This is a genomic window from Roseovarius sp. (assembly GCF_048262375.1).
Taxonomy (GTDB): Bacteria; Pseudomonadota; Alphaproteobacteria; order Rhodobacterales; family Rhodobacteraceae; genus Roseovarius.
In genome coordinates this window covers 1-26491 of the sequence record NZ_JBLXFE010000002.1, presented here as the reverse complement: position 1 = coordinate 26491, position 26491 = coordinate 1, and the positions used below count along the sequence as shown (strand labels likewise).

Annotated in this window: 27 protein-coding genes and 1 tRNA gene; 23 read left to right on the top strand and 5 right to left on the bottom strand. The window is 61.9% G+C overall.

Annotation, left to right across the window (positions count from 1 at the left end; all coding sequences use genetic code 11):
* Window positions 1–185: 185 nt before the first annotated feature.
* From ACN0SW_RS02650 to ACN0SW_RS02630, 5 genes are all read left to right on the top strand, one after another.
* Window positions 186–2081: a multicopper oxidase domain-containing protein gene (locus ACN0SW_RS02650; RefSeq protein WP_417726349.1), complete on the top strand. Its 1896-nt coding sequence runs from the start codon at window positions 186–188 to the stop codon at window positions 2079–2081.
* A gap of 44 nt (window positions 2082–2125) precedes the next feature.
* Complete coding sequence (locus ACN0SW_RS02645; protein ID WP_417726348.1) at window positions 2126–2914, top strand: SCO family protein; 789 nt, start codon at window positions 2126–2128, stop codon at window positions 2912–2914.
* Window positions 2915–2972: 58 nt separating this feature from the next.
* Window positions 2973–4889, top strand: a complete 1917-nt coding sequence (locus ACN0SW_RS02640; RefSeq protein WP_417726347.1) for a hypothetical protein — start codon at window positions 2973–2975, stop codon at window positions 4887–4889.
* An 89-nt stretch (window positions 4890–4978) separates the two neighbouring features.
* Entirely contained in the window at window positions 4979–5785 is an 807-nt protein-coding gene (locus ACN0SW_RS02635) for an SCO family protein (RefSeq protein ID WP_417726346.1), read from the top strand.
* A complete protein-coding gene (locus ACN0SW_RS02630; protein WP_417726345.1) occupies window positions 5785–7473 on the top strand; it encodes a c-type cytochrome in 1689 nt (562 codons plus the stop codon). Before ACN0SW_RS02635 ends, ACN0SW_RS02630 begins: the two co-directional genes overlap by 1 nt.
* Before the next feature lie 62 nt (window positions 7474–7535).
* Here ACN0SW_RS02630 and ACN0SW_RS02625 read toward each other — a convergent pair whose 3' ends face one another.
* A complete protein-coding gene (locus tag ACN0SW_RS02625; RefSeq protein WP_417726344.1) occupies window positions 7536–8288 on the bottom strand; it encodes a prepilin peptidase in 753 nt (250 codons plus the stop codon).
* Window positions 8289–8402: 114 nt separating this feature from the next.
* Between ACN0SW_RS02625 and gspG the strand changes: the two genes are divergently transcribed.
* From gspG to ACN0SW_RS02585, 8 genes are read left to right on the top strand one after another with little or no spacing between them, the layout of a single operon-like run.
* Entirely contained in the window at window positions 8403–8858 is a 456-nt protein-coding gene (gene gspG, locus ACN0SW_RS02620; protein WP_417726343.1) for a type II secretion system major pseudopilin GspG, read from the top strand.
* The gene (locus ACN0SW_RS02615; protein ID WP_417726342.1) at window positions 8846–9337 is read left to right on the top strand and encodes a GspH/FimT family pseudopilin; all 492 of its coding nucleotides are present in this window, start codon (window positions 8846–8848) and stop codon (window positions 9335–9337) included. Before gspG ends, ACN0SW_RS02615 begins: the two co-directional genes overlap by 13 nt.
* Window positions 9334–9708, top strand: coding sequence for a type IV pilus modification PilV family protein (locus tag ACN0SW_RS02610; protein ID WP_417726341.1), 375 nt, complete (start codon window positions 9334–9336; stop codon window positions 9706–9708). The genes ACN0SW_RS02615 and ACN0SW_RS02610 overlap by 4 nt, the downstream gene beginning before the upstream one ends.
* Entirely contained in the window at window positions 9705–10322 is a 618-nt protein-coding gene (locus ACN0SW_RS02605; protein WP_417726340.1) for a type II secretion system protein GspJ, read from the top strand. The genes ACN0SW_RS02610 and ACN0SW_RS02605 overlap by 4 nt, the downstream gene beginning before the upstream one ends.
* Entirely contained in the window at window positions 10319–11254 is a 936-nt protein-coding gene (gene gspK, locus ACN0SW_RS02600; protein WP_417726339.1) for a type II secretion system minor pseudopilin GspK, read from the top strand. The genes ACN0SW_RS02605 and gspK overlap by 4 nt, the downstream gene beginning before the upstream one ends.
* Window positions 11251–12453: a type II secretion system protein GspL gene (gene gspL / locus ACN0SW_RS02595; RefSeq protein ID WP_417726338.1), complete on the top strand. Its 1203-nt coding sequence runs from the start codon at window positions 11251–11253 to the stop codon at window positions 12451–12453. The genes gspK and gspL overlap by 4 nt, the downstream gene beginning before the upstream one ends.
* A complete protein-coding gene (gene gspM, locus ACN0SW_RS02590) occupies window positions 12450–12965 on the top strand; it encodes a type II secretion system protein GspM (protein ID WP_417726337.1) in 516 nt (171 codons plus the stop codon). Before gspL ends, gspM begins: the two co-directional genes overlap by 4 nt.
* The gene (locus ACN0SW_RS02585) at window positions 12962–13726 is read left to right on the top strand and encodes a hypothetical protein (protein WP_417726336.1); all 765 of its coding nucleotides are present in this window, start codon (window positions 12962–12964) and stop codon (window positions 13724–13726) included. Before gspM ends, ACN0SW_RS02585 begins: the two co-directional genes overlap by 4 nt.
* On the opposite strand, the gene ACN0SW_RS02580 is transcribed toward ACN0SW_RS02585, so the two are convergent.
* Window positions 13723–14247 carry a tetratricopeptide repeat protein gene (locus tag ACN0SW_RS02580; RefSeq protein WP_417726335.1) on the bottom strand — a complete coding sequence of 175 codons (525 nt, stop codon included), beginning with the start codon at window positions 14245–14247 and terminating at the stop codon, window positions 13723–13725. The genes ACN0SW_RS02585 and ACN0SW_RS02580 overlap by 4 nt on opposite strands.
* A gap of 255 nt (window positions 14248–14502) precedes the next feature.
* Here ACN0SW_RS02580 and gspD point away from each other — a divergent pair, with 255 nt between their 5' ends.
* The 3 genes from gspD to ACN0SW_RS02565 are packed head-to-tail and all read left to right on the top strand — an operon-like array spanning window position 14503 to window position 19115.
* Entirely contained in the window at window positions 14503–16449 is a 1947-nt protein-coding gene (gene gspD, locus ACN0SW_RS02575; RefSeq protein ID WP_417726334.1) for a type II secretion system secretin GspD, read from the top strand.
* A 3-nt stretch (window positions 16450–16452) separates the two neighbouring features.
* On the top strand, window positions 16453–17907 hold the full coding sequence (locus ACN0SW_RS02570) for a GspE/PulE family protein (protein ID WP_417726333.1): 1455 nt from the start codon (window positions 16453–16455) through the stop codon (window positions 17905–17907).
* Window positions 17904–19115: a type II secretion system F family protein gene (locus tag ACN0SW_RS02565; RefSeq protein ID WP_417726332.1), complete on the top strand. Its 1212-nt coding sequence runs from the start codon at window positions 17904–17906 to the stop codon at window positions 19113–19115. Before ACN0SW_RS02570 ends, ACN0SW_RS02565 begins: the two co-directional genes overlap by 4 nt.
* A gap of 117 nt (window positions 19116–19232) precedes the next feature.
* Here the strand turns inward: ACN0SW_RS02565 and ACN0SW_RS02560 are convergent, their stop codons facing one another.
* The gene (locus tag ACN0SW_RS02560; protein WP_417726331.1) at window positions 19233–20630 is read right to left on the bottom strand and encodes a helix-turn-helix domain-containing protein; all 1398 of its coding nucleotides are present in this window, start codon (window positions 20628–20630) and stop codon (window positions 19233–19235) included.
* A gap of 157 nt (window positions 20631–20787) precedes the next feature.
* Here ACN0SW_RS02560 and ACN0SW_RS02555 point away from each other — a divergent pair, with 157 nt between their 5' ends.
* Entirely contained in the window at window positions 20788–22044 is a 1257-nt protein-coding gene (locus ACN0SW_RS02555) for a urate hydroxylase PuuD (protein WP_417726330.1), read from the top strand.
* Here the strand turns inward: ACN0SW_RS02555 and ACN0SW_RS02550 are convergent.
* Window positions 22007–22297, bottom strand: a complete 291-nt coding sequence (locus ACN0SW_RS02550; RefSeq protein ID WP_417726329.1) for a hypothetical protein — start codon at window positions 22295–22297, stop codon at window positions 22007–22009. The two genes, ACN0SW_RS02555 and ACN0SW_RS02550, sit on opposite strands and share 38 nt — an antisense overlap.
* A gap of 149 nt (window positions 22298–22446) precedes the next feature.
* Between ACN0SW_RS02550 and ACN0SW_RS02545 the strand changes: the two genes are divergently transcribed.
* The 6 genes from ACN0SW_RS02545 (at window position 22447) to ACN0SW_RS02520 (ending at window position 25755) form a co-directional block, all read left to right on the top strand.
* Window positions 22447–23331: a carbon-nitrogen hydrolase family protein gene (locus ACN0SW_RS02545; protein WP_417726328.1), complete on the top strand. Its 885-nt coding sequence runs from the start codon at window positions 22447–22449 to the stop codon at window positions 23329–23331.
* A gap of 83 nt (window positions 23332–23414) precedes the next feature.
* On the top strand, window positions 23415–23633 hold the full coding sequence (gene infA, locus ACN0SW_RS02540; protein WP_005978431.1) for a translation initiation factor IF-1: 219 nt from the start codon (window positions 23415–23417) through the stop codon (window positions 23631–23633).
* A 190-nt stretch (window positions 23634–23823) separates the two neighbouring features.
* Window positions 23824–24402, top strand: a complete 579-nt coding sequence (locus tag ACN0SW_RS02535) for a Maf family protein (RefSeq protein WP_417726327.1) — start codon at window positions 23824–23826, stop codon at window positions 24400–24402.
* A complete protein-coding gene (locus ACN0SW_RS02530) occupies window positions 24399–25424 on the top strand; it encodes a ribonuclease E/G (protein ID WP_417726326.1) in 1026 nt (341 codons plus the stop codon). Before ACN0SW_RS02535 ends, ACN0SW_RS02530 begins: the two co-directional genes overlap by 4 nt.
* Complete coding sequence (locus tag ACN0SW_RS02525; RefSeq protein ID WP_417726325.1) at window positions 25421–25603, top strand: DNA gyrase inhibitor YacG; 183 nt, start codon at window positions 25421–25423, stop codon at window positions 25601–25603. The genes ACN0SW_RS02530 and ACN0SW_RS02525 overlap by 4 nt, the downstream gene beginning before the upstream one ends.
* Before the next feature lie 77 nt (window positions 25604–25680).
* A tRNA-Phe gene (locus ACN0SW_RS02520) sits at window positions 25681–25755 on the top strand.
* A 289-nt stretch (window positions 25756–26044) separates the two neighbouring features.
* Here ACN0SW_RS02520 and ACN0SW_RS02515 read toward each other — a convergent pair.
* Complete coding sequence (locus ACN0SW_RS02515) at window positions 26045–26404, bottom strand: hypothetical protein (protein ID WP_417726324.1); 360 nt, start codon at window positions 26402–26404, stop codon at window positions 26045–26047.
* Between the last annotated feature and the right edge of the window lie 87 nt (window positions 26405–26491).

Here is a 26491-nt window from a genome sequence, read left to right as displayed (position 1 = left end):
CCGGCCTGTCATCCCAAGCTTATCGAGTTCGCTCGATCCTGACATTCGGCAACCCGACCGGTTGCTTTGCCTTTGGGGCCTTTAGCCCTCTTTTCTCGCGCCATGTCTGGCGCGGGGCTGATCGCGTCATGTCTGGAGCGTGGCGCAGGTAATTTTCGCAAGCTTTTTCTGCTGGAGGACAAAGCATGAAACGAAGAGACGCACTAAAGCTCGGCCTAGGGGCTGCGGGCGCTACAGCCGTGGCATCGCAGTCTGGGGCGGTCGAGATCATACAATGGCCGGATAGTGCCGAAAACGGATTGCCGCAAACCGGCCTCGTTTTCCCGGACACTTTTCAGCCAAGTATCGTCACGCAATCAAGTCCGGATGTCGAGCCGTTCACAGCTCCGCTGAACATTATGCCAGTGGCCCAGCCGGTTGACCCCAACACCTATGATCCGCCGATCGAGCCCGAGCGGCATCAGCGTTTTGATGATTTCCCGCCGCAAAAGCATTACGAAGAAGTGATGACCGAATTCCGGTGGAAGTATCACTGGCAGCCCCCCTATGGCGATGGAACTCCCGATGTTGTGGGCCGCGCTGGTGATCCCGATGTGGGGTCTTGGCACTGGGGCTTTAACGGCATCACGCCGGGCGAGACCTATCACGCCTATTATGGCGAGCCGGTCTTCCTGCGCCGCAATAACCTTTTGCCAACCGTTGGGTCGGGCAATGTGACCTTTGCGCTGCCGTCACCGACGATCCACCTGCACAATGGCCATACTGCCTCTGAATCGGACGGTATCCCGCAGGATTTCTTCAATCCCGGCGAATTCTGGGATCATCACTATGCGAACTTCCCGGCGGGTTCGCCGGATGGTTGGGATTTCGACAACACTGAAATCATGAATACCCTGTGGTATCATGATCACCGCCTCGATTTCACCGCGACCAACGTTTATGCGGGCTTCTCGGGCTTTTACCTGATCTTTGATGAGCGGGATTCGAACAACGAGCGGGATCGCAATCCCAACGCGTTCCGCTTGCCGTCAGGTCAGTATGACATTCCGCTGATCCTGCATGATGTCATGTTCCAGCCGAATGGTCAGGTGATCTGGGATTTCTTCTCGCCCGATGGCACGACGCCGCGTCCCGAACCGCGCTCCGAGCCGGTCGAGGTCGGCAACTCGCAAGGGACGCCGGATACGTTCGACTCCAACCGCCTGCAATACACCACGCAGGGCATGACGGGCGACAAGATCACGGTCAACCGGATCATTCAGCCCTATCTGGACGTGAAGCGCCGCAAGTATCGCTTCCGCTTCCTCAACGGCGGTCCGTCGCGTCTGTATCGTCTGGTGCTCAAGGTCGTTCCCAAACCGGGCCGCGGCGATCCCTATTTCGATGACTTCATCGTCCTGTCCAATGACGGAAACTTGCTTGAGGCCCCGATTGTAGAACCCAAGCTTGACCTCTGGATCGCCAATCGCTTCGACGTCATCATCGACTTCTCGAAGTACAAGGACGGTGACAAGGTTCAGGTCTGGAACAATCTGGAAATCCGTGGCGATGGTGCGGGCCCAACCGGCTATACGCTGGAAGGCGAGAATATGATGCCGGTCATGGAATTCCGCTGCACAGGTCGGAAAAAGCCCGATCCGTCGCGCGTTCCTGCCACCCTGCGCAAACTTCCGGAAATCCGCATGTCCGAAGTCCGCCGCAAGCGTCTGTTCGTGTTTGACTACGACAACGGCCTGTGGACAGTGAACGGTCGCCTGATGGATCCCAACCGCGTGGATGCCAAGATCGAGCAGGGTTCTGCCGAGATCTGGACCTTCCGCAACGAGGGCAACGCTTGGGCACACCCGGTTCATACCCACTTCGAAGAGTTCCAGATACTTGAGGTCAACGGTCGTCCGCCAAGTGCGGTAGAGCGTTCCCGCAAGGACGTGGTCTCGCTCGGGCCGGGCGATGAGGTAACCTTCTTTAGCCGTTGGCGCGACTTCTTTGGCAAGCATGTGATGCACTGCCACAACGTCGTTCACGAAGACCACGCAATGATGATGCGCTGGGATATCGTGGAGCCGGGTCAGGGCGACTGAGCGGAATCCTTCTAGGAATTCTCTGAAAAATGAGAGGAAAAGACATGACAAACAGACGTCAATTCATGGCCGGTCTTCCGGTTGCGGCGGCTGCTGGGATGACCGCCGGGTTCTATACCACGCCGGGTAACTCCAAGGAGCGTGCTGATGAGGCCCGCAAGGCCGCACTCGCAAAACTTCGTGATGCGAATGCCAACTTGCACCCCAACGAAATGCCGGTGCTCTGCAATCCGGTCAACAGCGGTGGGGTCATCGACTCTGCGGTGAACGACTCGTTCCCCAATGTGATGATGGTCAACCAAGACGGCCTCGGGATGTCCTTTTACGAGGGCTTCATCGAGAACAAGGTCGTCATGATGCACTTCATGAGCCTTAAAGACGAAGGGCATTTCCCGATTACCCGCCGCATGGCTGACGTGGTGGCAGAACTGGGTGATAAGGTTGGGCGCGACGTGTTCGTGTACTCGATCTCGCGCGATCCCGAGCATGATACACCTGCACGCATGCAGGCCTATGCCGCGGAATTGGGCGCGCCCAAGGGATGGCATTTCCTGACTGGTACGCCGCAGCATTGCGCCGACCTTGCCTTCCGGATGTACCGCATGAGTCACTCGACCCTGCCCGGTAACCGCAAGGTGGACGTGGTGTTCTACGGCAATGGCAGCGCCGGCCTCTGGGGGTCCTTCCCTTGGGACATCCGCGCAGACGATGCCGCGCAGCGTGTCACATGGGTCATGCCGCAGCCCGCGCCGAAAGTTGGCGAAAAGCTGCGCCGGGCCGGGCCACGTGTGTTCGATCTGAAAGATCCGCGCAACCATAACCGCGAAGTCTGATCCCGGGCCCCGGGCAACCGGGGCGCCAGAACGGTATTTTGAATCGGAGACAATGAAAATGTTTCGTAAATCCATAAGATTGGCTGCGGTGATGGCATTGCCTGCCTCGGCCATGGTTGGGGGGGCGCCCGCTTGGGCCCAAACACCCTTCGACCTCAACATGTTCTGCAAACTCGGTCACGCCGAGGGGGGACAGCAGCCGCGCGTGCCGTTTGAAACGCGTACAACCGTTGGCAACTCGACCACCCTGTTGACAGCGAATGGCTATTCGGTTTTCCCGGAAGGTGACAGCTTTGGGACCAACCCGCCCAACATGCTGCCGACCATCTATGAGAACGCCAAGACGTGTCGGGGAAATGAGATCCCCAACACTCTGCCCTCGACACCGGAAAACCCCTACAACCTGCATGACGATCCCGTCATCCGGGCAATCGACAAAACCTCACCGACCGATGACCTTGACTGGATCATGGACCGGCTCGAGGCTATCTCGGAACCGCAAGAGATCTGCCGCAACTTCCGCGGGACAGAGCACTGCTACAGCTATCCGCGCCGTGTAGACCCATCCGAAATGCGTACTCTGGCGCGGCGGGCCGTCGATATCATTGAGGGCAACGAGCTGAAGGGGCGTTTCAGCGAGCGGGAATACGAAGGTTTTCCGATCCTGCATTATCTTGGCGGGCTCAAGACCAAAGCCGTCGATCCCGAGACCAAATCGGTGACGGTCAACCAGATCTGGTATGACAGCCATATCGAGTCGGACGCCGCCTATATCGATCCGATTGCGGTGACGGACGAGGAATGGACCATCCATTACGTGGTCAAGATCCTCAACCGTGGTCACGAAGACTTTGCGCCCTATGCGATGTTCTTTGACGACTGGACCGAGTTCGACTTCACCGATCTTGGTGGGCCTGACATGACCGCTGGCGGCACGGCCTTCCCGCGTGTGCCCAACATCGGCATGGACCAGACCTTCTTCCCGATGCAGGAAGGGCTTGAATACACCCTCAACATGAAGATGCCCCCGGCACGCTTCTGGAACCTCAGCTACCATTGGGGCTGGCGTCAGCACCCGCCTCGGGTTCAGGTTACGGAAAACATGCGGGTTCCGCTGCGCAACGGCGCGCTGCGTAACTCGGCGGAGAGTGGCGTGTTTGGTGAAAATCCGCGCGCAAGCGAAGAGGCCAAACTTGCTGCTATCGGCATGATCGGTGACACCGCCCCGGCCAAGCGCATGTGGCAGATGTTCCGTGAAATGGGTGGCATGACGATCAACCGCACCAACCGCCACTTTGGCGGCGGTCTCAACGGTTCGATCATTCAGGCGCAGATGCACCTGATCCGTCAGGCCTTTGACGACTGGAGAAACCGTGGCAGACTTCCCACCGGCTATGAAATGGCCGAGGATGCCGACGTTACGGTTCTGTTCCTCAACAACACCATTTATGGCCAGCTCAAGGGTCATGATGGCGATGCCGAGGTGCGGATGGGTGAGGGCTTCTGGGACACGCGTGGCGACAAGGTCAACATTCAACTCCTGAATGGCGACTATTATGTGCACGCCTATGTTCTGGTGGACTTCGGTGGTCTGCGTGGCTGGGAAAATACGTTCCACAACACGCTGCCACTCGGGGGTGCTGGTCCAATGTTCACCTTTGGCCGCAACTACTTCTGGATCCACGTCGCAGGCGGTGGTCCGATCCCCGTGCCGCCGGCAACCCGTCCGGATGATGCGCCCCGTTCGCCGGTCAGCGACCGCGCATGGCAAGTCGCCAATGGCAACGGTGTCGTCCCGAGCAATTTTGAGTTCGCTTGGGGTGGCATGCAGCAAGAGATGAATGACTATGTGAACATCGATGGTATCGGTGAACACCATCTCGAAGTGGAATTCAGCTACGAGCCGTCTCGCCGGTTGCGCATGTATCAGTTCGATGCGTTGCACCACGATACCGCCGTGTGGTCTGTCCACTAAGCGATTGCAATGAACCCTGGCATCGGCGGTATCTTTCCCGCCGATGCCTCTCTCATTTTGAGACATTACTTTCTCGACGGAGACTTGGAATGAACGAGATCAAAGCTGTATTTCGCGCCGCGCCTGCCTGTGCCCTCAGTCTGGCGTTGTTGACGTTCGCGGCCCCTGTCAGCGCCGATCATTCCGATCATGATAAGACCGCAGAGCACAGCCATGATCACGGCGCAGTCAAAACTGACGACCATTCGGCGGGCCATGGCGATCACAACACAGGCCACGACGCCACAGTTGGCCATGGCGACCACGCCACAGCAGAGCACCGCATGCCCACTCATCTTGGCATGGACGATGAAAATACCCTTGGAATCGCGATGAGCCCGGATGGCTTCCAGTACAAGCGCAGCCTTCAGGACTATCAGATGCCTGACGTCACCCTGCGCAATCAGAATGCCCAAAAGGTAAATTTTGCCGACCTGATGGCCTTTGACGGCCCTGTCCTGCTCAATTTCATCTTTACCAGTTGCGCCACGATCTGCCCGGTGATGAGCGCAACCTTTGGCCAGACCCAAGAGGATCTCGTCGCGATCGACGAAAATTACCTCATGGTGTCGATCTCGATCGACCCGGAATATGATACGCCCACGCGCCTGCGCGATTATGCAGAGCTGCACGCCGCGCGTGACAACTGGGTTTTGCTGACCGGACAATTTGACGACATCTTTACCGTCGTGCGCGCCTTTGATGCGATCTACAAGGGCGACAACAAGATGTATCACCGCCCGCTCACCTTCCTGCGCGCCAGCAAGGACGCACGCTGGCTCCGCCTTGAAGGTCTCCTCGGCTCCGAGGAACTGGCTGAGGAATACAACAAACTGCTTCACCCAGAGGTGAATTGATGGCCACTGATCTGCTCCGCGCCACTCTGTACCGCCTTGGCCTTGCATTGGCTCTTGTCGCCGTGCCCCTCTTGGCCGGTGCCGGACAGGCGGGCGATGCAGAGCTGGGCCGCAAACTTTATTGGGAGGGGATCGGCGCCGATGGCCAACCGATCACTGGCATTACGCAGGGTGATGTGAAAATCTCGGGCGCGCAGTTCTCTTGCGTAAATTGCCACCGCCCCAGCGGTTTTGGCACCTCAGAGGGCGGCAATTATGTGCCACCGATCATCGGTTCGGTGATCTTTGACAAAAAGACCCCCAACCGCAACCGCATGTTCAAGGACCTCTACCAAGAGGTGCAGCCTGCCGGCTTTTGGGCGCGTGTACGTGCGCCCCGCATGCGCCCGGCCTATGATGATGAATTGCTGGCGCGCGCGCTCAAGGATGGTGTGGACGCAGGCGGGCATGTGTTTGACCCGATCATGCCGCGCTATGATATGACCCCGCAGGATGTGGCCAATCTTTCCGCCTTCCTCAAGACCCTCTCGGTTGACATCGACCCCGGTGTAACCGATCGCGAGATTCATTTTGCCACCATTATTGACCCGGGCGCCGACCCGGCAGCGGCAGATGCAATGGTGCGGACGCTCGAACTCTTTTTCGAGTGGATGAACAAGGACACCGAGGGCGACACGCGAAATCCGACATTCTCGCCCAATTATCGCTCCAATTTCGTCTCCGCTTACCGCTACTGGAACCTGCATGTTTGGCGGCTCGAAGGTGCCCCCGAAACGTGGCGCGCCCAACTCGAGGCGAAATATGCCGAACAGCCGGTGTTCGCCACGGTCAGCGGTCTGGTTGAGGGGCCATGGGACGAGATTGGCGCCTTTTGCGATGCCAAACGCCTGCCGTGCATCTTTCCCAATACCGAATTGCCCACCCCCGGCGAAGGGCGCTATGGCTACTCGGTGTTCTTCAACCGTGGCCTGCCGCTTGAGGCCGAGGCGCTGGCGATTTACCTTGGCGATCAGGACATAGCACCGACCCGTGTCGTGCAGTTGCATGGCACCGGACCCCAAGGCACCCGTCCGGCAGAGGCCTTTGTCAAGACGATGGGAATGGTCCTGCCCGACACTGACATCGAAAGCCTGTCCTATGACGGGGCTGAGGGGCTGCGCACGGCCCTCGCGGCGCAGGATCCAGACGCCACGCTGGTGATCTGGCCACAGGATGTGGACGAGGCCGTTGCCGTTCTGGCCGCAAATCCACCGGCCAATGCGCAATTTTTCCTGCCGTCTGCGGCCAAGGAACCGGCGCTCGCGGCCTTCTCTCCGGCGCTTGTCCAACAGGCCCGTCTGGTCTGGCCGTATGACAAGCCCGACCACTATCACCCGCGCAAATACCGCATTCGCGGCTGGATGCACACGCGTCGGCTTGAGGTAACTCATCCGCGCATCCAGTTGCAGACCTACTATGCACTGACCATGATTCAGTTCGGCCTGATGCACGCAATTAATGATTTCTACCGCGATTATGTGCTAGAGATTATCGAACATGAGGCGGAAAACGAACTGAATCCCGGCACGCACCCGGAATTGGGTCTTGGACCGGGTCAACGCTTTGCCTCCAAGGGGGCATACATTGCTGAACTGGCCCCCGAAGAGCGCGTTGGCTATCGCGTGGTCAGTGATTGGATCGTACCCTAGGTTTTGAGTAATGGGCCTGTGGTACGTAGCGGACGGCAGGGCAACCTGTCGTCCGTGCCTTTTCAAAGCAGCGGCCAGATCCAGACCAGAGCCGCCGCCGCCGCCAGATAAGCGCCAAAGGCAATCGCCAGATCGCCTTCGGGCCGCGTCCTGCGCCGCAGCGCCATGATCCCGGCCACGCCTATCGCCAGCATGGCCGCAACCAATGTGACAACCGGCAGCGCCATCGCGCCCAGACCGGCCCCGATCCCGGCCATAAGCTTGACATCGCCCAATCCCAGCCCCTCGCGCCCGCGCAGGGTCCGATAACAGATCCGCAGCGTCCAGAATGCCCCGGCCCCGGCTATAGCCCCCACCACTGCGCCCGGCAAATCTCGCACCGGGTCTTCCCATGCAAGGCCCAAGCCGGTCAGAAACAGCAACCCGGTCAATCCATCCGGCAGGCGAAACGCTGCCAGATCACATAATACTAACCCCATCAAGACCCAGAGCCAGACGGCCCCCAACACCATATGCGCGGGCGACTGCGCGACCCAGACGGCGAGAATCGCCAACGCCATGCCCGCCACCTCGGCGTAGAACAAACGCTTGGGGATGGCCGCGCCGCACCCCCGGCAGCGTCCGCCCAACCAGAGCCAAGACAGCACCGGCACCAAGTCGCGCCAGCCAATCTGCCCGCCGCAGGACCGGCAACAAGAGCGCGGCCCGACGATGCTCTCCCCGCGCGGCAATCGGTCCGCCCAAGCGGCCAGAAACGACCCGACCGCCGCCCCGCTCAGGATCAGGAAAAAGGCCAGTGGGACGGTTCCGGGCATGTGCTCTCCAATGCGGGAAAAACCGGGCAGGGGGCACGGCAGCGATTGTAAGACCGCTGCGCGTACTCTATGATATAATTCCTACTCTATACGCATTTACGGACAGATTTTACCATGCAAATCAATGTGTCACGCCGCCCGTCCCGTGCGTCTGCCGATGCCGGCTTTTCGTTGCTCGAACTGATGGTCGTGGTGGTCATCATGTCGATTTTGGCGCTGGTCATCATGCCTCGGATCATCGACCGGCCCGATCAGGCCCGCGTCGCGCGCGTGCAATCCGATCTCGCCGTGCTGTCGGGTGCGGTCAAACTCTACAAACTCGACAATTTCCGTTATCCCTCTACCGAGCAGGGGCTGCGCGCCTTGGTCGAGGCACCAACCGCTGCTCCCGTGCCGCAGAATTACGCCGCCAACGGCTATATCGACCGCCTGCCGCAGGATCCATGGGGCAACGAATACCAATACCTGCAACCGGGCGTGCATGACGAGTTTGACATCTTCACTTTGGGGGCTGATGGCGTCTCTGGCGGGAGCGGCGCGGATGCGGATATCGGGTCATGGGGCGAATAACCGCCTCTTTTGACGACGACGGGTTTAGCCTGCTGGAAATGGTCGTGGTGGTGGCAGTGATTGCGGTGCTGTCGGTCACGGCCACGTTTTCAATCACCGATCGTAGCCGCGGAGAGGGCGATGTGATCCGCTTTGCCGCCGCCTATGACCGCCTGCGCGACGCGGCCATTCTGGGTGCCGCCCCGCAGGGGATGTTCTTGGTCCCCGAGGGCTGGCAAGTGCTGCTGCCCCCGGCCCCAGGTGCCCCCGAGGATGGCTGGCAACCAATTGGCAGAGAACAGAAATTTCGTGGTGAGGCGCGGTTTGAAGGGCCGGATGGCCCGATCCTGCCACGCGAATTGCCGCGCGCGCCGCGCCCCGACATCACCTTTCTCCCTGACGGTCAGGTCACCCCCTTTGAGGTCACCTTTATCGGCAACGAAACCCTCAGCCGCTGCCGGTCTGCGGGCCTCCTCGGTCTTGACTGCGAGAAGACATGAACCGCGACCGCGATCATGGAACGCGGGGCGTGACCCTCTTGGAACTGGTGATCGCGGTTTTCGTGCTGTCCATCGGCACCATTGCGGCCCTGCGCAGCGCCGATCAGGCGCGCCGTGCTCTGGGCGGGGAGGCGGCGCGCGTCATGGCGCTCGAGGTTGCTTTGAACCGGGCCGAGGAGTACCGCCTCTTGGGCGCGCGCGCCGCCACGACCTTGCCGCGCAGCGTCACCTTTGGCCCCTATACCTGGCAGCTTGAGATTACCGAGGGGATCACCCGTGCCGGATTCACCGAGGCCACAATCCTCGCCCGCGCCCCGGATCAGCCCGGTGCGCGCCTTGTCGTCATTGCCAGAACCGAGGTGGTGCAATGACCCGCCCGGCATCAGACCGGGGCCTTACGCTGCTGGAACTGGTGGCGGTGTTGGCAATCTTTGCCCTCGTGGCTGTCATGGGGCTGCAAGCGCTCAGCGGCATGATGCGCGCCCGCGACCGGCTGACAGAGGCGGATGAACGGGCCGCCGCGCTCGCGCGTGGCCTTACCCTTCTGCGCGAGGATCTCAAATCCGCCGCTGCCATGCCCTTCTGGCCACCAGATGCGCTGGACCCCGATCCTGCCTTGCTTGATCTCACCGGGCCAGAGGGCCGTTTTGCCCTGACCACCGCAGGGCGTGGCGTGCTGCCCGAGGTGCAGGCGGCGGGGCAGGCGCGGGTGATCTGGCGGCATGACCGCGAGGCGGATCGCCTGACCCGGCAAATCTGGCCCGTGCTGCGCCCCGCCTCGGATCAGGCCCTTGCCCCGGAAACCACCGTGTTCGAGCAGGTCGCAGGCCTGCGCCTGCGCGCCTATGCCGGGCTCGAAGAAGGCTGGGTTGCCGATTGGGGCCAGCCCGATCTCGCGCTCCGCCCGGCGCTGCCCAAGGCGATATCGGTGGAAATAGAATCAATCACTTACGGCCCTCTGCGTATCGTGGTGGCCTACCCATGACCCACCCCGGCCAAGCGGATCGTGGCATCGCCCTCTTGAACGCACTCATTCTGGTGGCGGCGATTTCCGCCATTGCCACCGGTCTCATGCTGCGCGCCGAAACCAGCCGCACCCGCGTCGAACACCTGCAAATCAGCCAACAGGCGGCGCTGCATCTCGATGCTGCTGAATGGCTGATTGACCCGGTGTTGCGTGCCGATTGGGAACGCGATCAGAATATCGACCACCTGCTCGAAGGCTGGTCGCTGGCCGGGTTTCAGGCCGATATCGACCGCGCTCAGATGATCGGCACCATCTCTGACCTGCAGGGCCGCTACAACATCAACAGCCTGAGCGACCCCTCTGATCTCAATGCGGTGCAATCCTTTGACCGGCTCTTGGCCACCCTTGGCCTGCCCCTGACCCTTGGGCGCGATATCGCGGGATTTGTTCAGGCGCGCGGTCCGGCGCTTGTCGCTGAATATTCCAGCCGCCCGCTGCCGCTGCGCCCGTCTGGTGCGCCGCTCGACCGGATCGAGGAATTGCGCCTTGTGAATGGCATGACCGCCGAGAGCTACGCCCGCCTGTTGCCGTTTGTCGCGGCCTTGCCCGCCGGGAGCGGCCTCAATGTCAACACTGCCTCGCCCGAGGTTCTGGGCGCGATGCTGCCCGCCACCAACCCGGCGGGCGTGGCGCAACTGCTGGCGGATCGGGGCCGTGTCCCCTTTGTTGACACCAGCGATTTTGAACTGCGTGCCGAACACTTGCTGCATCCGCGTGTGATCACGCAGGCGCTGGCCCCCGATGGCGGCTTTGTCACTGCAACCGACTGGTTCGAAGCGCGGTTCGACGTAGTGCTTGACGGCCGCGTCCAAAGCCGCATCCTCACCGTTGAACGCTCGGCCCTCACCGGGGCCGTCACCATCAGACACCGCCGGACGGTTACCCCATGACCCTGACCCTTACCCGGAAATCGCGGGGCCAATCCTCGCCTTTGCCAGTCTTTGACCTGACCGGCGGGGCACCGCCGCCGCGCGGTCCCTTTGTGGCGGCGGTGCCCGGGTCTGCGGCACCCCTTGTGCCGCTTGATCTGCCCTCCGCGCTCAAGGGGCAGGCCCGTGACCGCGTGGCCCGCCGCCAGTTGCGCGATGCCTATGGCGGGACCGAGGCAGGGCTTGATATCCGCCCCGCCCGGCTTGGCGTTGCGCCTGAACTCTGGACGCGATTGTTGATCACGGATGCGGACACCCGGCGCGAATGGCTGCGTGCGCTCGGGGCGGCCGCCCCGCTCTGTCGTGCGGTGCTGCCGGATTACCTCACCTTGCCCGCCGCTCCGGATCTCTGGGTGATCGAGACGACCGAGAGCATGGTCAAGGCCCGCCTTGGCCCCGAGGACGGCTTTGCCGCCGAACCCGATCTGGCGCTCGCCCTGCTACAAGCGGCGGCGCGTCTGACAGTGCCGCGCGCGGTCCTGCGCCAAGGTCCAGCCTTGCCAGACATCGACAACTTTCTGGCGGCGCAAAACCTGCCAGTCTGCACCGATCCCGCTGAATTGAGCGCCCATGGCCTCACCGCGCCCTCTCGTTTTGCCCATAACGAACTCACGCTCGATCTCGCCCGAGACCCCGGCGCAGAGCGCGCCGAGATGCGCCGCACGCTCAGTCGCCTGCGCCTGCCCTTTGTCCTTGCCTTGCTGGGCCTCACGGGCTGGATTGTTGCGGCCATGATCGAAACCCGCGCTCTCAATGCCCAAGGCCTTGCGTATCGCCAGAATTCCGAACGCATTCTGCGACAGGTGATGATCCCCACCGGCCCCATTCTCGATATTCGCAGTCAGGTGGCGCAAACCATGGACCGCGCCAGCACCGCCAGCTCCAAGGTGGAAACCGAGGCCCGCCCCCTCGACGTGCTGCGCCGCGCCGGGGCGGTTCTGGGCAATCACGAGACCACCATAACCCGCGTCAGCTATCAGCCCGGTGCGGGGCTGGTCATAGACCTGCAGATCACCGATTTCGCGGCACTCGATGCGCTTGTGGCGGACCTGCGCACTGCCGGAACACAGGCGCGCGTCGCCCAATCCATTACCCGCGAAAACGCAGGCGTTGAGGCCGTACTTGCCATGGCCGTGACCCAGACAGGAGCCGAGCGATGAGCGCCCTCATGGATCGGCTTACCAGCTTTTTGTTGGGCCTCAGCCCCCGCGAGCGTTGGCTCGTCGCGCTTTTGGTCCTGATCGCGCTGCCAATCGGCGCAGTCTATGGCATCGCCTTGCCGCTGGCTGAAACCCGCGATAATGCCCGCGCCGCAGTGGCCGAGGCCCGCGCCACAGAGCTTTGGGTCGCGGACCGGGCGGTGGAATACGCAACGCTGACCCGCGATAAGGCCCGCGCGCCCCAGTTTGCGCGCGCAACCAGCCCCGTCGGCATCAGCGGCATCGAGGCCAGTTTGCGCGACGCAGGCCTGCGTCAGGCGGCCAGCGAATTGGCCAATGCGGCCGACGGCGGCATCACCCTCCGCTTTGACGCGGTGCGCTTTACCCAATTAGCCGAATGGTTGACCGCTCAGAACGATATCTGGGGTTACGATCTGGCCGGCTTCACCTTTGAGCGTGGCGCGCGTACCGATGTGGTGGCCGCCGACCTGCGTCTGGTGCCGGTGCAATGAGGCGGTCGGCGCTGATCTTCGCCGGGCTCTTGCTTGGCCTCGTCTTCGCGATGCTGAGCGAGGGGCGTCTGGCTCATTTGCGTGCACTTGCACCGGGATTTGTGCCCGCCGCCCTCGCCGGGGCCGAGGATCAATCCTCGCTCTGGCGCGGTCAGACGCGCGGGCTGCAACCCGTGCCTTGGCCGGTCGCGGCTGATCTGACATGGCGCTTTGACAGGCTGGCGTCGCCCGGCGCGCTCTGGTCCATCGGGCTGTCTGGTCCGGGACTGACGGGGCAGGGGGAACTTGGCCTGCCGCTGGCCCTTGACCATGCTGAACTGCGCGCCGCCGGTCTGGAAATACTGCTGGCGGACTGGCCCGTTCTGATCGACGGCTGGCCACTGGGCGGTTTGGTTCTGGCCAAGGGGATTAGCGCCGATCTGACCCTGCCACAGGGCAGGTTGCAACGCCTCAATGCCGTGCTTGACTGGTCCGGGGCGCGGCTGGCCGGTGTCGAGATCGGCCACGCCGAGGTGGTTTTGACCTCTGACGCAGGCAATTGGCGTGCGCCGTTTTCGCTCAACGGCGATGTAATCCGCGCCAGCGGCACGCTTTCGGGGCGGTTTGGCGATGCCATGGCGCAACTTGACCTGCGTATTGATCCCGTGGGGGCGCTGCCAGAGGATTGGCTGCGCGCCCTGGATCAGTCCGGCACGGCCATAGACAAGGGCTGGCAGATCACCCGCGAACTTGACCTTGCCGCAGGCTGGCCGCTGTTCTAACCACCGGCGCCCAAGCGCTTGAGATCGCGCGCGATATCGGCACGACGGCTCGCCATCGCGCCCAGCGGATCGAGGCCTGCATCAATCGACAGCATCTCCTTGAGCGCGGCATCGGCCGCGCGCAGTTTGGCCAAGGTGCTGGCCCCGGTGCGCCCCGCGCTGAGATCTGCCAGCGCGCTTTCATGCTGCGCCGTGCCACTCACCGCAAGCGCCGCCGCCCGGCCGCTGCCTGTTGTGCCTGCGGCCAAACCGTTTGCGATCTGTGCGGCCTCATCATAGCGCCCCGCCCGCAACAGCGCATGCGCGTATTCCAGCCGCAACCGTGGCTCCAGCGGCCCGGCATTCTGGATCAGAACGGCATAGCTGCGAATGGCACTGTCGTAATTTCCCTGCTCCAATGCCTTGCGCGCCACGCTGTAATTGCGTTGAAAATCCGCGCCCTTGCTGATCGTGCCCGGTTCACAAGCGGCAAGCGCCATGAGAACTATCAGACAAAGCAATGGCTTATTTGAAATCGGCATGTTTTTGTATGCTCCTGCCCTTTTGAGGGAAACCTATCATGCCCGCCCGCGCCCGAGCCATGAAAAATCCACATTCGGCCTAAAAAAACACGCTTTGGGACATTCCTGCGTCAACCTGTCTTTCCAATGGAAACGGTGCATCAAATCGGGTAGGCTTTCCAGATAGGCCCAAGCCGGCAGTCAGAGCGGCGCATGGCCCGAGGCAGTCATGAAGAGGCAGGAGATATCACCCAATGATGGTCCTGAATTATAAACATGAAATTTTTTAAACGTTTTGCTCTTCTGGTGCTGTTGTGGCTGGCCCTGCCTAGCCTGTCTTTTGCCCAGGTTTCGCTTGATCTGCGCGACGCCAGCCTGCGCGATTTCGTTCAGATCGTCGCGCAATCGACCGGGCGCAACTTTATCCTGGATGAGCGGGTTCAGGGCAGTGTGACGGTGGTCGCCCCCAATCAGGTCACGCCCTCCGCCATTTACGAGATTTTTCTCAACGTGCTCGAACTCAACCGCCTGACCATTGTAGAGGGTGAGGAAACCGATCGGATCGTACCCATAGATATTGCGCGCGAATTGGCGCCCGGTGACGCCCGCGCGCGGCTGGGTGGCAATTATGAAACCCGCGTCTTTCCGGTCCGCAACAGCTCGGTCGACGAAATCGCAGAGGTCATTCGCCCGCTTTTGCCGGCTGAGGCGGTGCTTTCGACCGTGCCTGAATCCGGCCTGATGATCCTGTCGGACCGGCGCGAGAATTTTCAGCGCATCGTTCAGCTGGTTGACCGGCTCGACACGCCCAGCCGCAACTCCATCGAGACCATCCCCCTGCGCAATGGCAAGGCCGCCGAGATGCTCAGCGTGATCACCGCGCTCGCCATCACCCCGCAAGGCTCCAGCCTCTCTGCGGACCCGCGCTCGAATGCGCTGATCGTTTCAGGCACTCCGGAATTCCGTGATCGTGTGCGCGATGTGGTGGCCGAACTCGACAAACCACAGCGCAGCATCTCGACAGAGGTCGTGCATCTCAATTACGCCAATGCTGGCGATCTCGCCGATGTTATCCGTCAGAGCTTTGGCGCTCCCGCTGCCCCGGCTGAGGGGGCTGCGCCCACCGCCGTCCCCGGTGGCATCACAATCGTCGCCGAAGAGCAACAGAACGCGCTTATCATCACCGCCCCCACAGACCGGATCGACTCCATCACCGGCGCTGTGCGGGGCCTTGATCAACGTCCCGATCAGGTTTTGATCGAGGCGGTGATCTTTGAGCTGTCGGTCGAGAGTTTTTCCGATCTCTCCTTTCAGTTTGGTGGCGTGATTGACGGGGCGACCGTGGGCGGTGTCGAATTCGCGCTTCAGGGGCGTCCCACCCTCACCAGCCTTGTCAGCACGGTTTTGGCGGGCAATGCGCCCACCGGCGGCGGCACCGGCGGCTCTATTGCGGCCTTCGACAAAAACGGCATCGGCGGGTTTCTCGCGGCGCTCGCCTCCAAAAGCTCGACCAAACTGCTCTCGACCCCGTCGATCCTCACCCTCAACAACCGTGAGGCTGAAATCATCGTCGCACAGAACGTGCCCTTCGTGACCGGCAGCTTTTCAACCGTGGGTGATAGCGCCGTGCCGAACCAACCCTTTCAGACCATCCAGCGTCAGGATGTCGGCCTGACGCTGACCGTCACACCACAGATCACCCGCGACAAGACGGTGCGACTGGAAATCAGCCAAGAGGTGTCCAACCTCACCCAAGCCGCCTCTGCGGCGGGTGGCGAGATCACGTCCAAGCGTGAATTGTCAACCAATGTGCTGGTGCGCGACGGCCATGTGATCATGTTGGGCGGGCTTTTGGAAAATGGCTCCGGCTCGGTCAATCAGCGTGTGCCGGGCCTGAGCGAACTGCCGCTTTTCGGGCGGTTGTTCAAGGGGCGCTCCACCAATGAAAATCAACGTATCCTGCTTGTCATGCTGCGCCCGCGCATCCTGTCCAGCGACGAAGAGGCGCGCGAATTGTCCCGGCGTCTGGCGCGCGAGGCCAAGCGCGCGGCCGATTATATCGCCCCGGTCGATGATGGCACCTATCCGCGTGTGCCGGATTCCAGCTTCCCCTTCGACGGGGCAAATCTTAACCAGCCGTTCGATGCTGATTTCATCGACAGCGCGGCCCAGACCCGGCGCTTTCCGCCCCTTCCTTCGGCCCTCACATTCGCGGACAGATAGATCATGACTGCGCCGCTGCTGCCCTTCACCCTTGCCCGTGATCAACAGATCCTGGTCGAGGGGGACCGGCTCCTGATCGGTCCCGGTGCCACCGCGCTCGGTCTGCGCGAGGCGCGCCGCCGCGCAGGCCAGCCGCTTTTGACAGAGCCGCTCTCGGCAGAGGCGTTTCAGGCCCGGCTGGCGGTGCTCTATCAGGATGGCAGCAGTTCCGAGGCGGGAACAGACGATCTTGCCTTCGATCTTGAAGAGGGGGCGGGCGGCGGGCGCGGCCCGCGCGACCTGCTCGAAGACGGCGAAGAAGCGCCGGTAATCCAGCTCGTCAACCAGCTTTTGCGCCGCGCCGTGCGTGCCGGGGCCTCTGACCTGCATGTCGAGCCGCATGAAACCGGGTTGCGCGCCCGCATGCGGGTGGACGGCATGTTGCAATCGGTGCTCGACCGTCAGGATCTGCCGGTGCGGCGCGTGGTGTCGCGCCTCAAGGTCATGGCAGGATTGGATATTTCCGAAACCCGGCTGCCGCAGGATGGGCATATCTCGCTGCGCTTGGGCGGTCGCGCCATTGATGTGCGGGTTTCGACCCTGCCGGGAAATTACGGCGAACGGGTGGTGATGCGGGTGCTTGATCGCTCCGCCGGTCTCATGCCGCTTGACCAGCTTGGCCTGCGCGCCGATCAGATCGAGGTGCTGGAACGCATGGCGGCGCGGCCCAATGGCATCATCCTCGCCACCGGGCCCACAGGCTCGGGCAAGACCACCACGCTCTATTCACTGCTGCAACTCGCCAATGACGAGATCCGCAATATCCTGACCGCCGAAGACCCCATTGAATACGACCTCCCCGGCATCAGCCAGAGCCAGATCAACGCTGAAATCGGTATGACCTTTGCCGCCGGTCTGCGCGCGGCGCTGCGTCAGGACCCCGACATCATCCTCGTGGGCGAGATCCGCGATCAGGAAACCGCCAGCGTCGCCGCTCAGGCGTCACTCACCGGGCATCTGGTGTTTTCCTCGCTGCATGCCAATGGCTCTGTCGGTGCGGTGGTGCGCCTGCGCGATCTGGGGCTTGACGATTTTCTCATCGCCGCCACGCTGCGCGGTGTCATCGCGCAACGCCTGCTTCGCCAGCTTTGCACCACCTGCCGTCGCGCCGCACCGCCTACGCCGGACGAGGCCGCGCATTTCCGCGCCGCCGGCATGACGATCCCCGATGTGATCCACCATCCCGTCGGCTGTCCCACCTGCAACGGCACCGGTTATGCGGGCCGCGTCGGCGTGTTCGAAATCCTCGAAGTGTCCGAGACCCTGCGCGCAGCCATCGACAAAGGCCAGTCCGAGATGGAGATGAAGCGCGTGGCGCTCGCCCCCGATCAAACCCTCTTTGGCCAATCCTTGCATCAGGTGACCGCCGCAAAAACCAGCCTCGCCGAGGCGCTGCGCGTGGTGGGCGACGCGCTGTGAGGGCCTTTGCCTATACCGCGTTCAACGCCGAGGGTCAGCGCAAGCGCGGTACCCTCGTGGCCGAGAGCGAGGCACAGGCCGCCGACATCCTGCGCGGGCAGGGGCTCTTTGCCGAGGATATCACCGCCAAGCGTCAGGGGGGCGGTCTCACCCTTGCGCGCGGGCGCCGCACCCGGCTCAATGCCGATATGCGCGCGGTCTTTACCCGCCAAATGGCGGTGCTCTTGTCCTCGGACCTCTCCGCCGAAATGGCGCTCGAAACCATCCGCGCCTCTGGCACCTCGCCCGTGATCGAGGCCGCCGCCGCCGAGGCCAAAGCGGCGCTGCTGGACGGCCAGCCTCTTTCGGTCTCGCTCGACAAGGCCAATGCGGGGTTTCCCCGTTTCTATATCGCGGCGGTGCGCGCGGGTGAAACTTCGGGTGATGTGGCGGCGGTGTTCGAAGGGTTGGCCGAATATCTCGAAACCGTCGGCGCCGACCGGGCGCAACTGGCCACTGCCTTGATTTACCCGGCTTTTGTCGCCGCCGTGTCGCTCTTGGTCTGCGGCATCCTGATGGTCAACGTCGCCCCCGAGATTGCCGCGATGTTTGCGGTCTCGGGCCGCGAACTGCCACCCCTCACGCAGGTCGTCATGGCGATCAGCGACTGGATTCAGGCGCATTGGATTGCCCTCGCCATCGGCATCGCCGCCAGCATCACCGGCCTTGTCTTTGCTCTGCGCGTGCCGTCCGTGCGCGACCGCTGGCATGGCATTGCCCTCTCGCTGCCGGTTATCGGCCGCCTCCTGCGCCTCTCGGCGGCGGCACAATATCTGCGCACGCTGGCGCTGGTGATTTCCAGCCGCCAGACGGTTGTCGATGCGGTTACCTCTGCCAGCGACGTGCTGGTGATCCGCCGTTTTCGCGCCGAAGCGCTCGATCTGGCCGATGCCGTGCGGTCCGGCGAGAGCCTCAGTCAGGGGCTCACCCGGATGAGCCTCATTCCCCCCGTCTGCCGCCAACTCATTGACGCAGGCGAAAAATCCGCCCGCCTTGGCCGCATGACCGAACGCGCGGCGGTGCTGGTGGAAACCTGGCTCACCAATGAACGCAAGCGGGTCTCGGCGCTGATCGACCCGCTCTTGATGATGATCGTCGGTGCGCTTGTGCTGGTGATCGTGCTGGCGGTCCTCTTGCCGATCTTCGACCTTCAGGCTTCCGTCGGCTGAGGCGCAGGCTCCGGGCTAAATTGCGCGAATGACCGGTGTCTGACTTTCGGAATGCTACGAACGCACCGCCGCGCCGGACCAATCTCCCCGTCTGGCCCATCGCCTTGTGCGTTGCCTCTACCCCACCCGATAGGGCAGCACGCCACGCTCGTCCGGTGTCACCTGCAAACGCCGTTCCAGTGGCGGGACCGAGCGTTGATGACAATCCGCGCGTTCGCAAATCCGGCAGGAAATCCCGATCGGCTCGAACGCCCGCGCATGGCTCACATCCAGATCATCCGCATAGACCAGATCACCCGCATGTTTCACCTCGCAGCCAAGGCTTATCGCGAACCGCCGCACCGGCGCACCGAAACTACCGCCTGGCTTGCTCACGTCGCGCGCCAGACTGATGTAACGCACGCCGTCGGGGGTCTCGGCCAATTGCCGCAAAAACCGCCCCGGCGTCTCAAAGGCGCGATGCACATTCCACAGCGGGCAGGCCCCACCGAACCGCGCGAATTGCAATCGTGTCGCCGAATGACGCTTGGTGATCGTGCCCGCCTGATCGACCCGCACGAAAAAGAACGGTATGCCTTTGGCCCCGGGCCGTTGCAGCGTCGAGAGGCGGTGACAGACCTGCTCGATCGACGCGCCAAACCGGTTGGCCAGAATCTCCAGATCATGCCGCACCTCCTGTGCCGCGGCCAGAAACCGGCCATAAGGCATCAAGGCTGCTCCGGCGAAATAATTTGCCAATCCGATCTTGGCGATGGAACGTGCCGCCTCGGACTGAAACCGGGCAAAATCCAGCGTCGCCTCCAACAGTTGATCCTGTGTCATCAGGGCCAGTTGCAGCAAGAGTTGGAAGCGCCGGGATTCGGGGGCGGCACGCGACGAGAGCGTCAATACCCCGGCGTCGCGGTCGTAATGGCGCAACTTGGCCGTATCCGCCTCGACCACCTTTATTCCCAAGGCCACAAGCCGCGCGGCCGCCACCTCGGAAATTCCCTGCCGGCCCCCGGCTTCGGCAAAGCTTTCGGCGGCGTGATCCACCGCATCTATATAATTGTCGCAATAATGAAAGAAATCGCGGACCTCATCCCAGGGGCTCGACTGGCTGCGCGCATCCGCGCGCCCCAGAGCCTCGTCCAGCGAGGCCAGCCGTTCGTGGGTCTGACGATAGGCGCTGTGCAACTCCAGAAAGGCCCGCGCCAGCGCTGGCGCATTCGATGCCGTTAGCCGCAAATCGGCGAGCGGCGGCGGATCGTCGCCAAAGACTGGATCGGCCAGCGCCTCGCGCATGTCGCTGACCATCCGTTCGGCATCGCCCGTGCTCAGTTCCGTGACATCGAACCCGAATTCCTGCGCCAGCGCCAGAACCACCGTCGTGCTCAAGGGGCGGTTGTTGTTCTCCATCTGGTTGAGATAGGGCAGCGACACGCCCAGCTTGCCCGCGAAATCCTTTTGCGTCAGACCCAGCCTTTGTCGCGTCTCGCGCAGCTTGGCCCCGGCATAGAGTTTTTGCGTCGCCATGGTTCGAGCCCACCCATTTTGCAAAGTCGCATTCCTTGGAGACTACATTTGCAAAAACTGGCGGGCAAGCCCCCAGAACGCGTCCGCCCATGGACAGGGCCGGTGCATTCGCTAGACTGGTCCGCGGATCCCCTTTGATCTCAAGGAGCGCGCGCAGATGCCGGACCCGGCGATCCTTCTCGAATGGGCAGGCTTTGCCGCCCGCTGGCTGCATGTCATCACCGCCATGGCGTGGATCGGCACGTCCTTCTATTTCATCGCGCTTGATCTTGGCCTGCGCCGCGCGCCAGACCTGCCCGAGGGCGCGCATGGCGAGGAATGGCAGGTACATGGCGGTGGCTTTTACCATATCCGCAAATATCTTGTGGCGCCTGCGCAAATGCCTGCACATCTCACCTGGTTCAAATGGGAGAGTTACGCCACATGGCTGTCCGGGGCTGCCCTGCTCATGCTGGTTTACTGGGTCTCCGCCGAGCTTTACCTGCTCGCCCCTGACAGCCCCCTCAGCCTGATCCAGGGGATCGCTGTATCTGCGGGCTCGCTGGCCATCGGCTGGCTGGTTTACGACCGGCTCTGCAAATCCGGACTTGCGGCGCGCCCGACCTTGCTCATGCTGCTGCTGTGGGGGATGCTGATCGCCATGGGCTGGGCCTATACGCAGGTCTTTACCGGGCGCGCGATGATGCTGCATCTGGGGGCCTTCACTGCCACGATCATGACGGCCAATGTGTTTCTCATCATCATGCCCAATCAACGCATCGTGGTGGCGGATCTGCGCGCCGGGCGCACCCCCGAGGCGAGATATGGCCAGATCGCCAAGCTGCGTTCGACCCACAACAATTACCTCACCTTGCCGGTCGTCTTCCTGATGCTGTCGACCCATTACCCTCTGGCCTTTGCCACGACCTACAACTGGATCATCGCAGCGCTGGTGTTTCTGATGGGCGTTACCATCCGGCATTTCTTTAACACGCTGCATGCGCGTCGCGGGCCACCATGGTGGACTTGGGGGGCCACCGCCCTGATCTTTGCCACCATCATCTGGCTCTCTTCGCTTGGTGCCTTGTCCCCTGCCGTCGAGGACAGTTCCGGTGCCGCCGCCAAAACCCCGGCGCCCGGCCTGTCGGTGGCTCAGACCCGGCTGACAGAGGTTCCCGGTTTTCACATTGTGCAAGAGATCGTCGCCCTGCGCTGTTCCATGTGCCACGCCGCTACACCGGTCTGGCCGGGCCTGTCGCATGCCCCCAAGGGCGTGATTCTCGAGACCCCGGCAGACCTTGCCCGTCAGGCCCGCGCGCTCTACCTGCAGGCTGGGCTTACGCATGCGATGCCTCCCGCAAATCTTACATGGATGGAACCGGCCGAGCGCGCCAGCCTCATCGCCTGGTACCGTGCCGGTCAATCCGCGCCTTGACCTCCTGTCGCGCGGCATCCAATCCTGACTTCAGCCATTGCATCTCCCGCAGCTTTGCCTGTGACATATGTTCGTGATACTCCATTCGCCCTTGGTCCGCCTTTTCCAGACCCAGCAGATCGCTCACCGCCACGATCCCGGCTACCGGCACCCCGTTGCGCAGTACCATTACCCGCGACCCGCCCGTTGCCAGATGATCCACCACATGGCGCAGTTCGATCCGAACCCGGTGAATCGCCATCTCGTCATACATCGCCCGCCTCATATCCTGACCGATGAGGCACCCTGTCAGGCGGGGATTAATAAATCGTTGCACCGGGCGCGCGGCCTGATCCCGGACCTTACAAAATCACCGCAATGACCTTACAAACCTTACACAGACCTCAACCCGGAGCGCCGCCCATGAAAATTGCCACCGCCGCCTATCCGCTCGATGCCCTTGGTTCGTGGGACGACTACCGTCGCAAACTCACTGATTGGGTGGCTGATGCGGCGGGGCAGGGGGCTGATCTTGCGGTCTTTCCCGAATACGGCGCGATGGAACTGGCGATGCTCGCAGGGTCTGACGCAGCGGGGGATCTCGAGCGCTCTTTGCACGCGGTTTCTAGCGTAATGTCAGATGCTTACGACCTTCACGCCGAGCTTGCGACCAAGCATGGTTTGCACATTCTGGGCGCATCCGCCCCGGTGTTCGACCCGGATCTTGGGGCGCGTCCGGTCAACCGCGCCATGCTCTTTACCCCCACCGGGGCACGGGCCGCGCAGGACAAGCAGATCATGACCCGGTTTGAGCGTGAGGAATGGCACGTCGCCGCCGGTGGACCGCTGCGCCTTTTTGATACAAGCCTTGGCAAAATCGGTGTCCTGATCTGTTACGACAGCGAATTTCCTTTGCTGGGCAAGGCTTTGGCTGATGCCGACCTGATCCTCGTGCCCTCCTGCACAGAGGCTTTGACCGGCTACTCGCGCGTTCGCATCGGCGCTATGGCCCGCGCGCTTGAGATGCAATGCGTGACCGTGATGGCCTCAATTGTCGGCAGTGCAGAGTGGTCCCCGGCAGTGGATACCAATTGTGGTATGGGGGGTGTCTTTGGCCCCCCAGATACAGGATTTCCCGCCACGGGCGTCCTCGCCGAAGGCACCCTCAACCGCCCCGGCTGGACCTATGCAGAGGTCGATCTGGAGCGTGTCGCGCATGTCCGCGCGGACGGCGTTGTGCTCAACCGCCGTCACTGGGACGACCAACTGGGACGCGATGAAACGGTCACATCTGAACGCCTGCGATGAATAGACCCTTGAAAACCGCGCAAAACAGGCGCATTTACTAGCGCGTTCCGCAATTTGGTGGAATGCTACAGCAAGGAGAGACCATGGCCAAGGAAGACACGCTCGAATTTCCCGGTGTCGTCAAGGAACTCCTGCCCAACGCGACATTCAGGGTCGAGCTTGAAAACGGCCATGAGATCATCGCACATACGGCAGGAAAAATGCGCAAGAACCGCATCCGCGTTCTCGCGGGCGACAAAGTTCAGGTGGAAATGACACCTTACGATCTGACCAAGGGTCGGATCAACTATCGCTTCAAGTAAGCTTGGCGCGCAGCCCCGAGTATGTTCAGGCATTTCGGGCAGCCTCCAAAGAGGCGGTCTCTTATGTGCATGAATTAGCTCAGGAAATGAATGATCCGCATGCAAGGGCGGTGTGGAATGTTGCGGCATTTTCTTTGGGTGTGCGCCTGCGAGAGCGCGCGGCCGCGATGCAAGATGAGGCAAAGCTGGAATGAAACTGATCCTCGGATCCGGCAGCCCGCGCCGTCGCGATCTGTTGGCGCAGATTGGCGTTGTGGCGGATGAGATCCGTCCGCCGGAAATTGACGAAACCCCAGCCAAGGGCGAATTGCCCCGCCCCTATTGTGCCCGCATGGCGCAGCAAAAGGCATGGGCTGTTGCGGCGGAGGAGGGCGAAATCGTGCTCTGCGCCGATACCACCGTGGCGCTTGGCCGTCGCATCCTTGGTAAACCACAAGACGTTGGAGAGGCTGCACAATTTCTGCTCGCCCTGTCCGGGCGGCGGCACCGCGTGATCACCGCTGTGGCGGTTCGGCGCGGGGCGCGGATATGGGAGCGTGACGTCGTGACCAACGTGCAGATGAAGCGCCTCTCGGATGAGGAGCTCAACGCCTATCTCGCCACCAACGACTGGCAGGGCAAGGCGGGCGGGTATGGTATTCAGGGCCCCGCAGGTGCGCTAATTCCTTGGATTCAGGGATCTTTCACCGCCGTCGTCGGCCTGCCCCTGACCGAAACTGCGGGCCTCTTGCGCGCCGCTGGCTACCCTCTCTGGAAGGACATCCAATGACCCCCCGCACCATCGCGCTCGATCATCTGAACGGTGCCGAGGCCGCAGCCCTGCTGGTGGGCGGGCGGCTGGATGACCTCCTGATTGACTCGGATCAGCCTCGCCCCGGCGCCATTTATCGCGCCATCGCCGACCGGCCCGTCAAAGGCCAGGGGGGCATGTTCCTGCGCACGCCCGATGGCTCCGCTTTCCTGCGTCAGATCAAAGGCTTGGCCCCAGGTCAGCCGCTGCTCGTGCAGGTCACGGGCTATGCCGAGCCGGGCAAGGCCCTGCCCGTGACGACCAAACTTCTCTTCAAGAGCCGCTACGCCATCATCACGCCTGACGCGCCGGGGCTCAATGTCTCCCGCTCGATCAAGGATGAGGATTTGCGTGATTCTCTTCTGGAAATCGCCCATGCAGAGATGGAAGAAACTGCGATGGGCCTGATCTTGCGCTCCTCGTGTGAAAGTGCCGAAGCCGCTGATATCGCAGAGGATATTCGCGCCATGCGTGATCTGGCCGAGGCCGTTCTGGCCGATGCGGCCGGCGCAGAGCCCGAGACCCTGACCGAAGGCGACGGTCCCCACAGCCTCGCGTGGCGCGATTGGGCGGCGCCTGCCGATGTCGTCACCGACCCCGGTTCCTTTGCGGCAACCGGCGTGCTCGATCAAATCGACGCGTTGCATGATCCGTTGGTGCCGCTGACCGGGGGCGGGTCGTTTTACATAGAACCCACCCGCGCGCTTGTCGCGGTGGATGTGAACACCGGTGGCGATGCCAGCCTCGCGGCAGGGATCAAGGCCAATATCGCGATGGCCCGTGACTTGCCGCGTCAGTTGCGTCTGCGGGGACTCGGAGGGCAGATCACCCTTGATCTCGCGCCGATGCCCAAGAAGGATCGCCGCACCTTTGAAGCCGCCCTGCGCGCCGCCTTCCGGCAAGATGCGACCGAAACCGCCCTCGCTGGCTGGACCCCCTTGGGGCACTACGAATTGCAGCGCAAACGCGACCGCCTGCCACTGGCGGACCTGCTCAGATGACCTGCCCGATCTGCCAGAAAAAGACCGACCCCAGCTATCGTCCCTTCTGTTCGCGGCGCTGCGCGGATGTTGATCTGGGCAAATGGTTCGCGGGCGAGTATGCTGTGCCTTCGACCGATCCCGCCGATCTGGACGAGGCGCTTGATGCGCTGGAACAAGAGCTGCAAAAACCCCATTGATTTTTGCTGATACCCTCTGGACACCCCGCCCGCGCTCGCCTAGAAGGCATCCACCCGAAGGCCTAGCCTTCTCCCATGCCCGGGTAGCTCAGGGGTAGAGCAGTGGATTGAAAATCCTCGTGTCGGTGGTTCGATTCCGCCCCCGGGCACCATTTTTACATATAAATAACAAATAGTTACGAACAGTATTTTGGCAGCCGGTTACTTGGCCAGAATTGCTTGGGTATCATATGGGTATCATTTGCCCGCCGCTTGGGACCTGATCGGCAATCAATGCGCCTGAGCGTTAGATGCCAGTTTGCCCTCTATGCGTCAGTGTATTGGAACGAATGGCCCACACTTACCGGACACAGACATGCGCTACGCGTGCTTAGTGTTCGCCACGTTCGGCGAAAATCGGTCATTCGCTGCTATCGCTCCTAATGGCTGCTTTCCTACGTCCTAGTTTTCGTGTTGCTGCGACAGGACGTTGAGCCGAATGAACTGTGGGTGATTTAACAGGGCAGGATCGGCGTCTTGGATAGTGGCCAACAAAGGACCCAAGCCGCCATACAAAAAAGGAACATCTTGAGGGATTGAGGCGTTCAATACCGCCAGTATTTCGCTAGGATGGTCAGCGGCGAGTACACCGTCGTTCAAAAGGTTGAGCAGATAGCTAAAATTAGTTGTCTGTCCTAGGTGATTTCTGAAACAGGCGAACGCCTCTTCAAACCCGTTTCGAGATACTGCTGCCATCTGCGCGAAGTACCGGAACGTTTCCGGGGTGCGCGCTTCTGGTTTGCTGGGCCAGAAACTTTTCACGAATGGTATGTGAATCGCCCCGGGTTTACCGGAGACCTATAGCTTCATTTCACGCGACCATATCGAGCACGTCGCGCTGTGCATAGA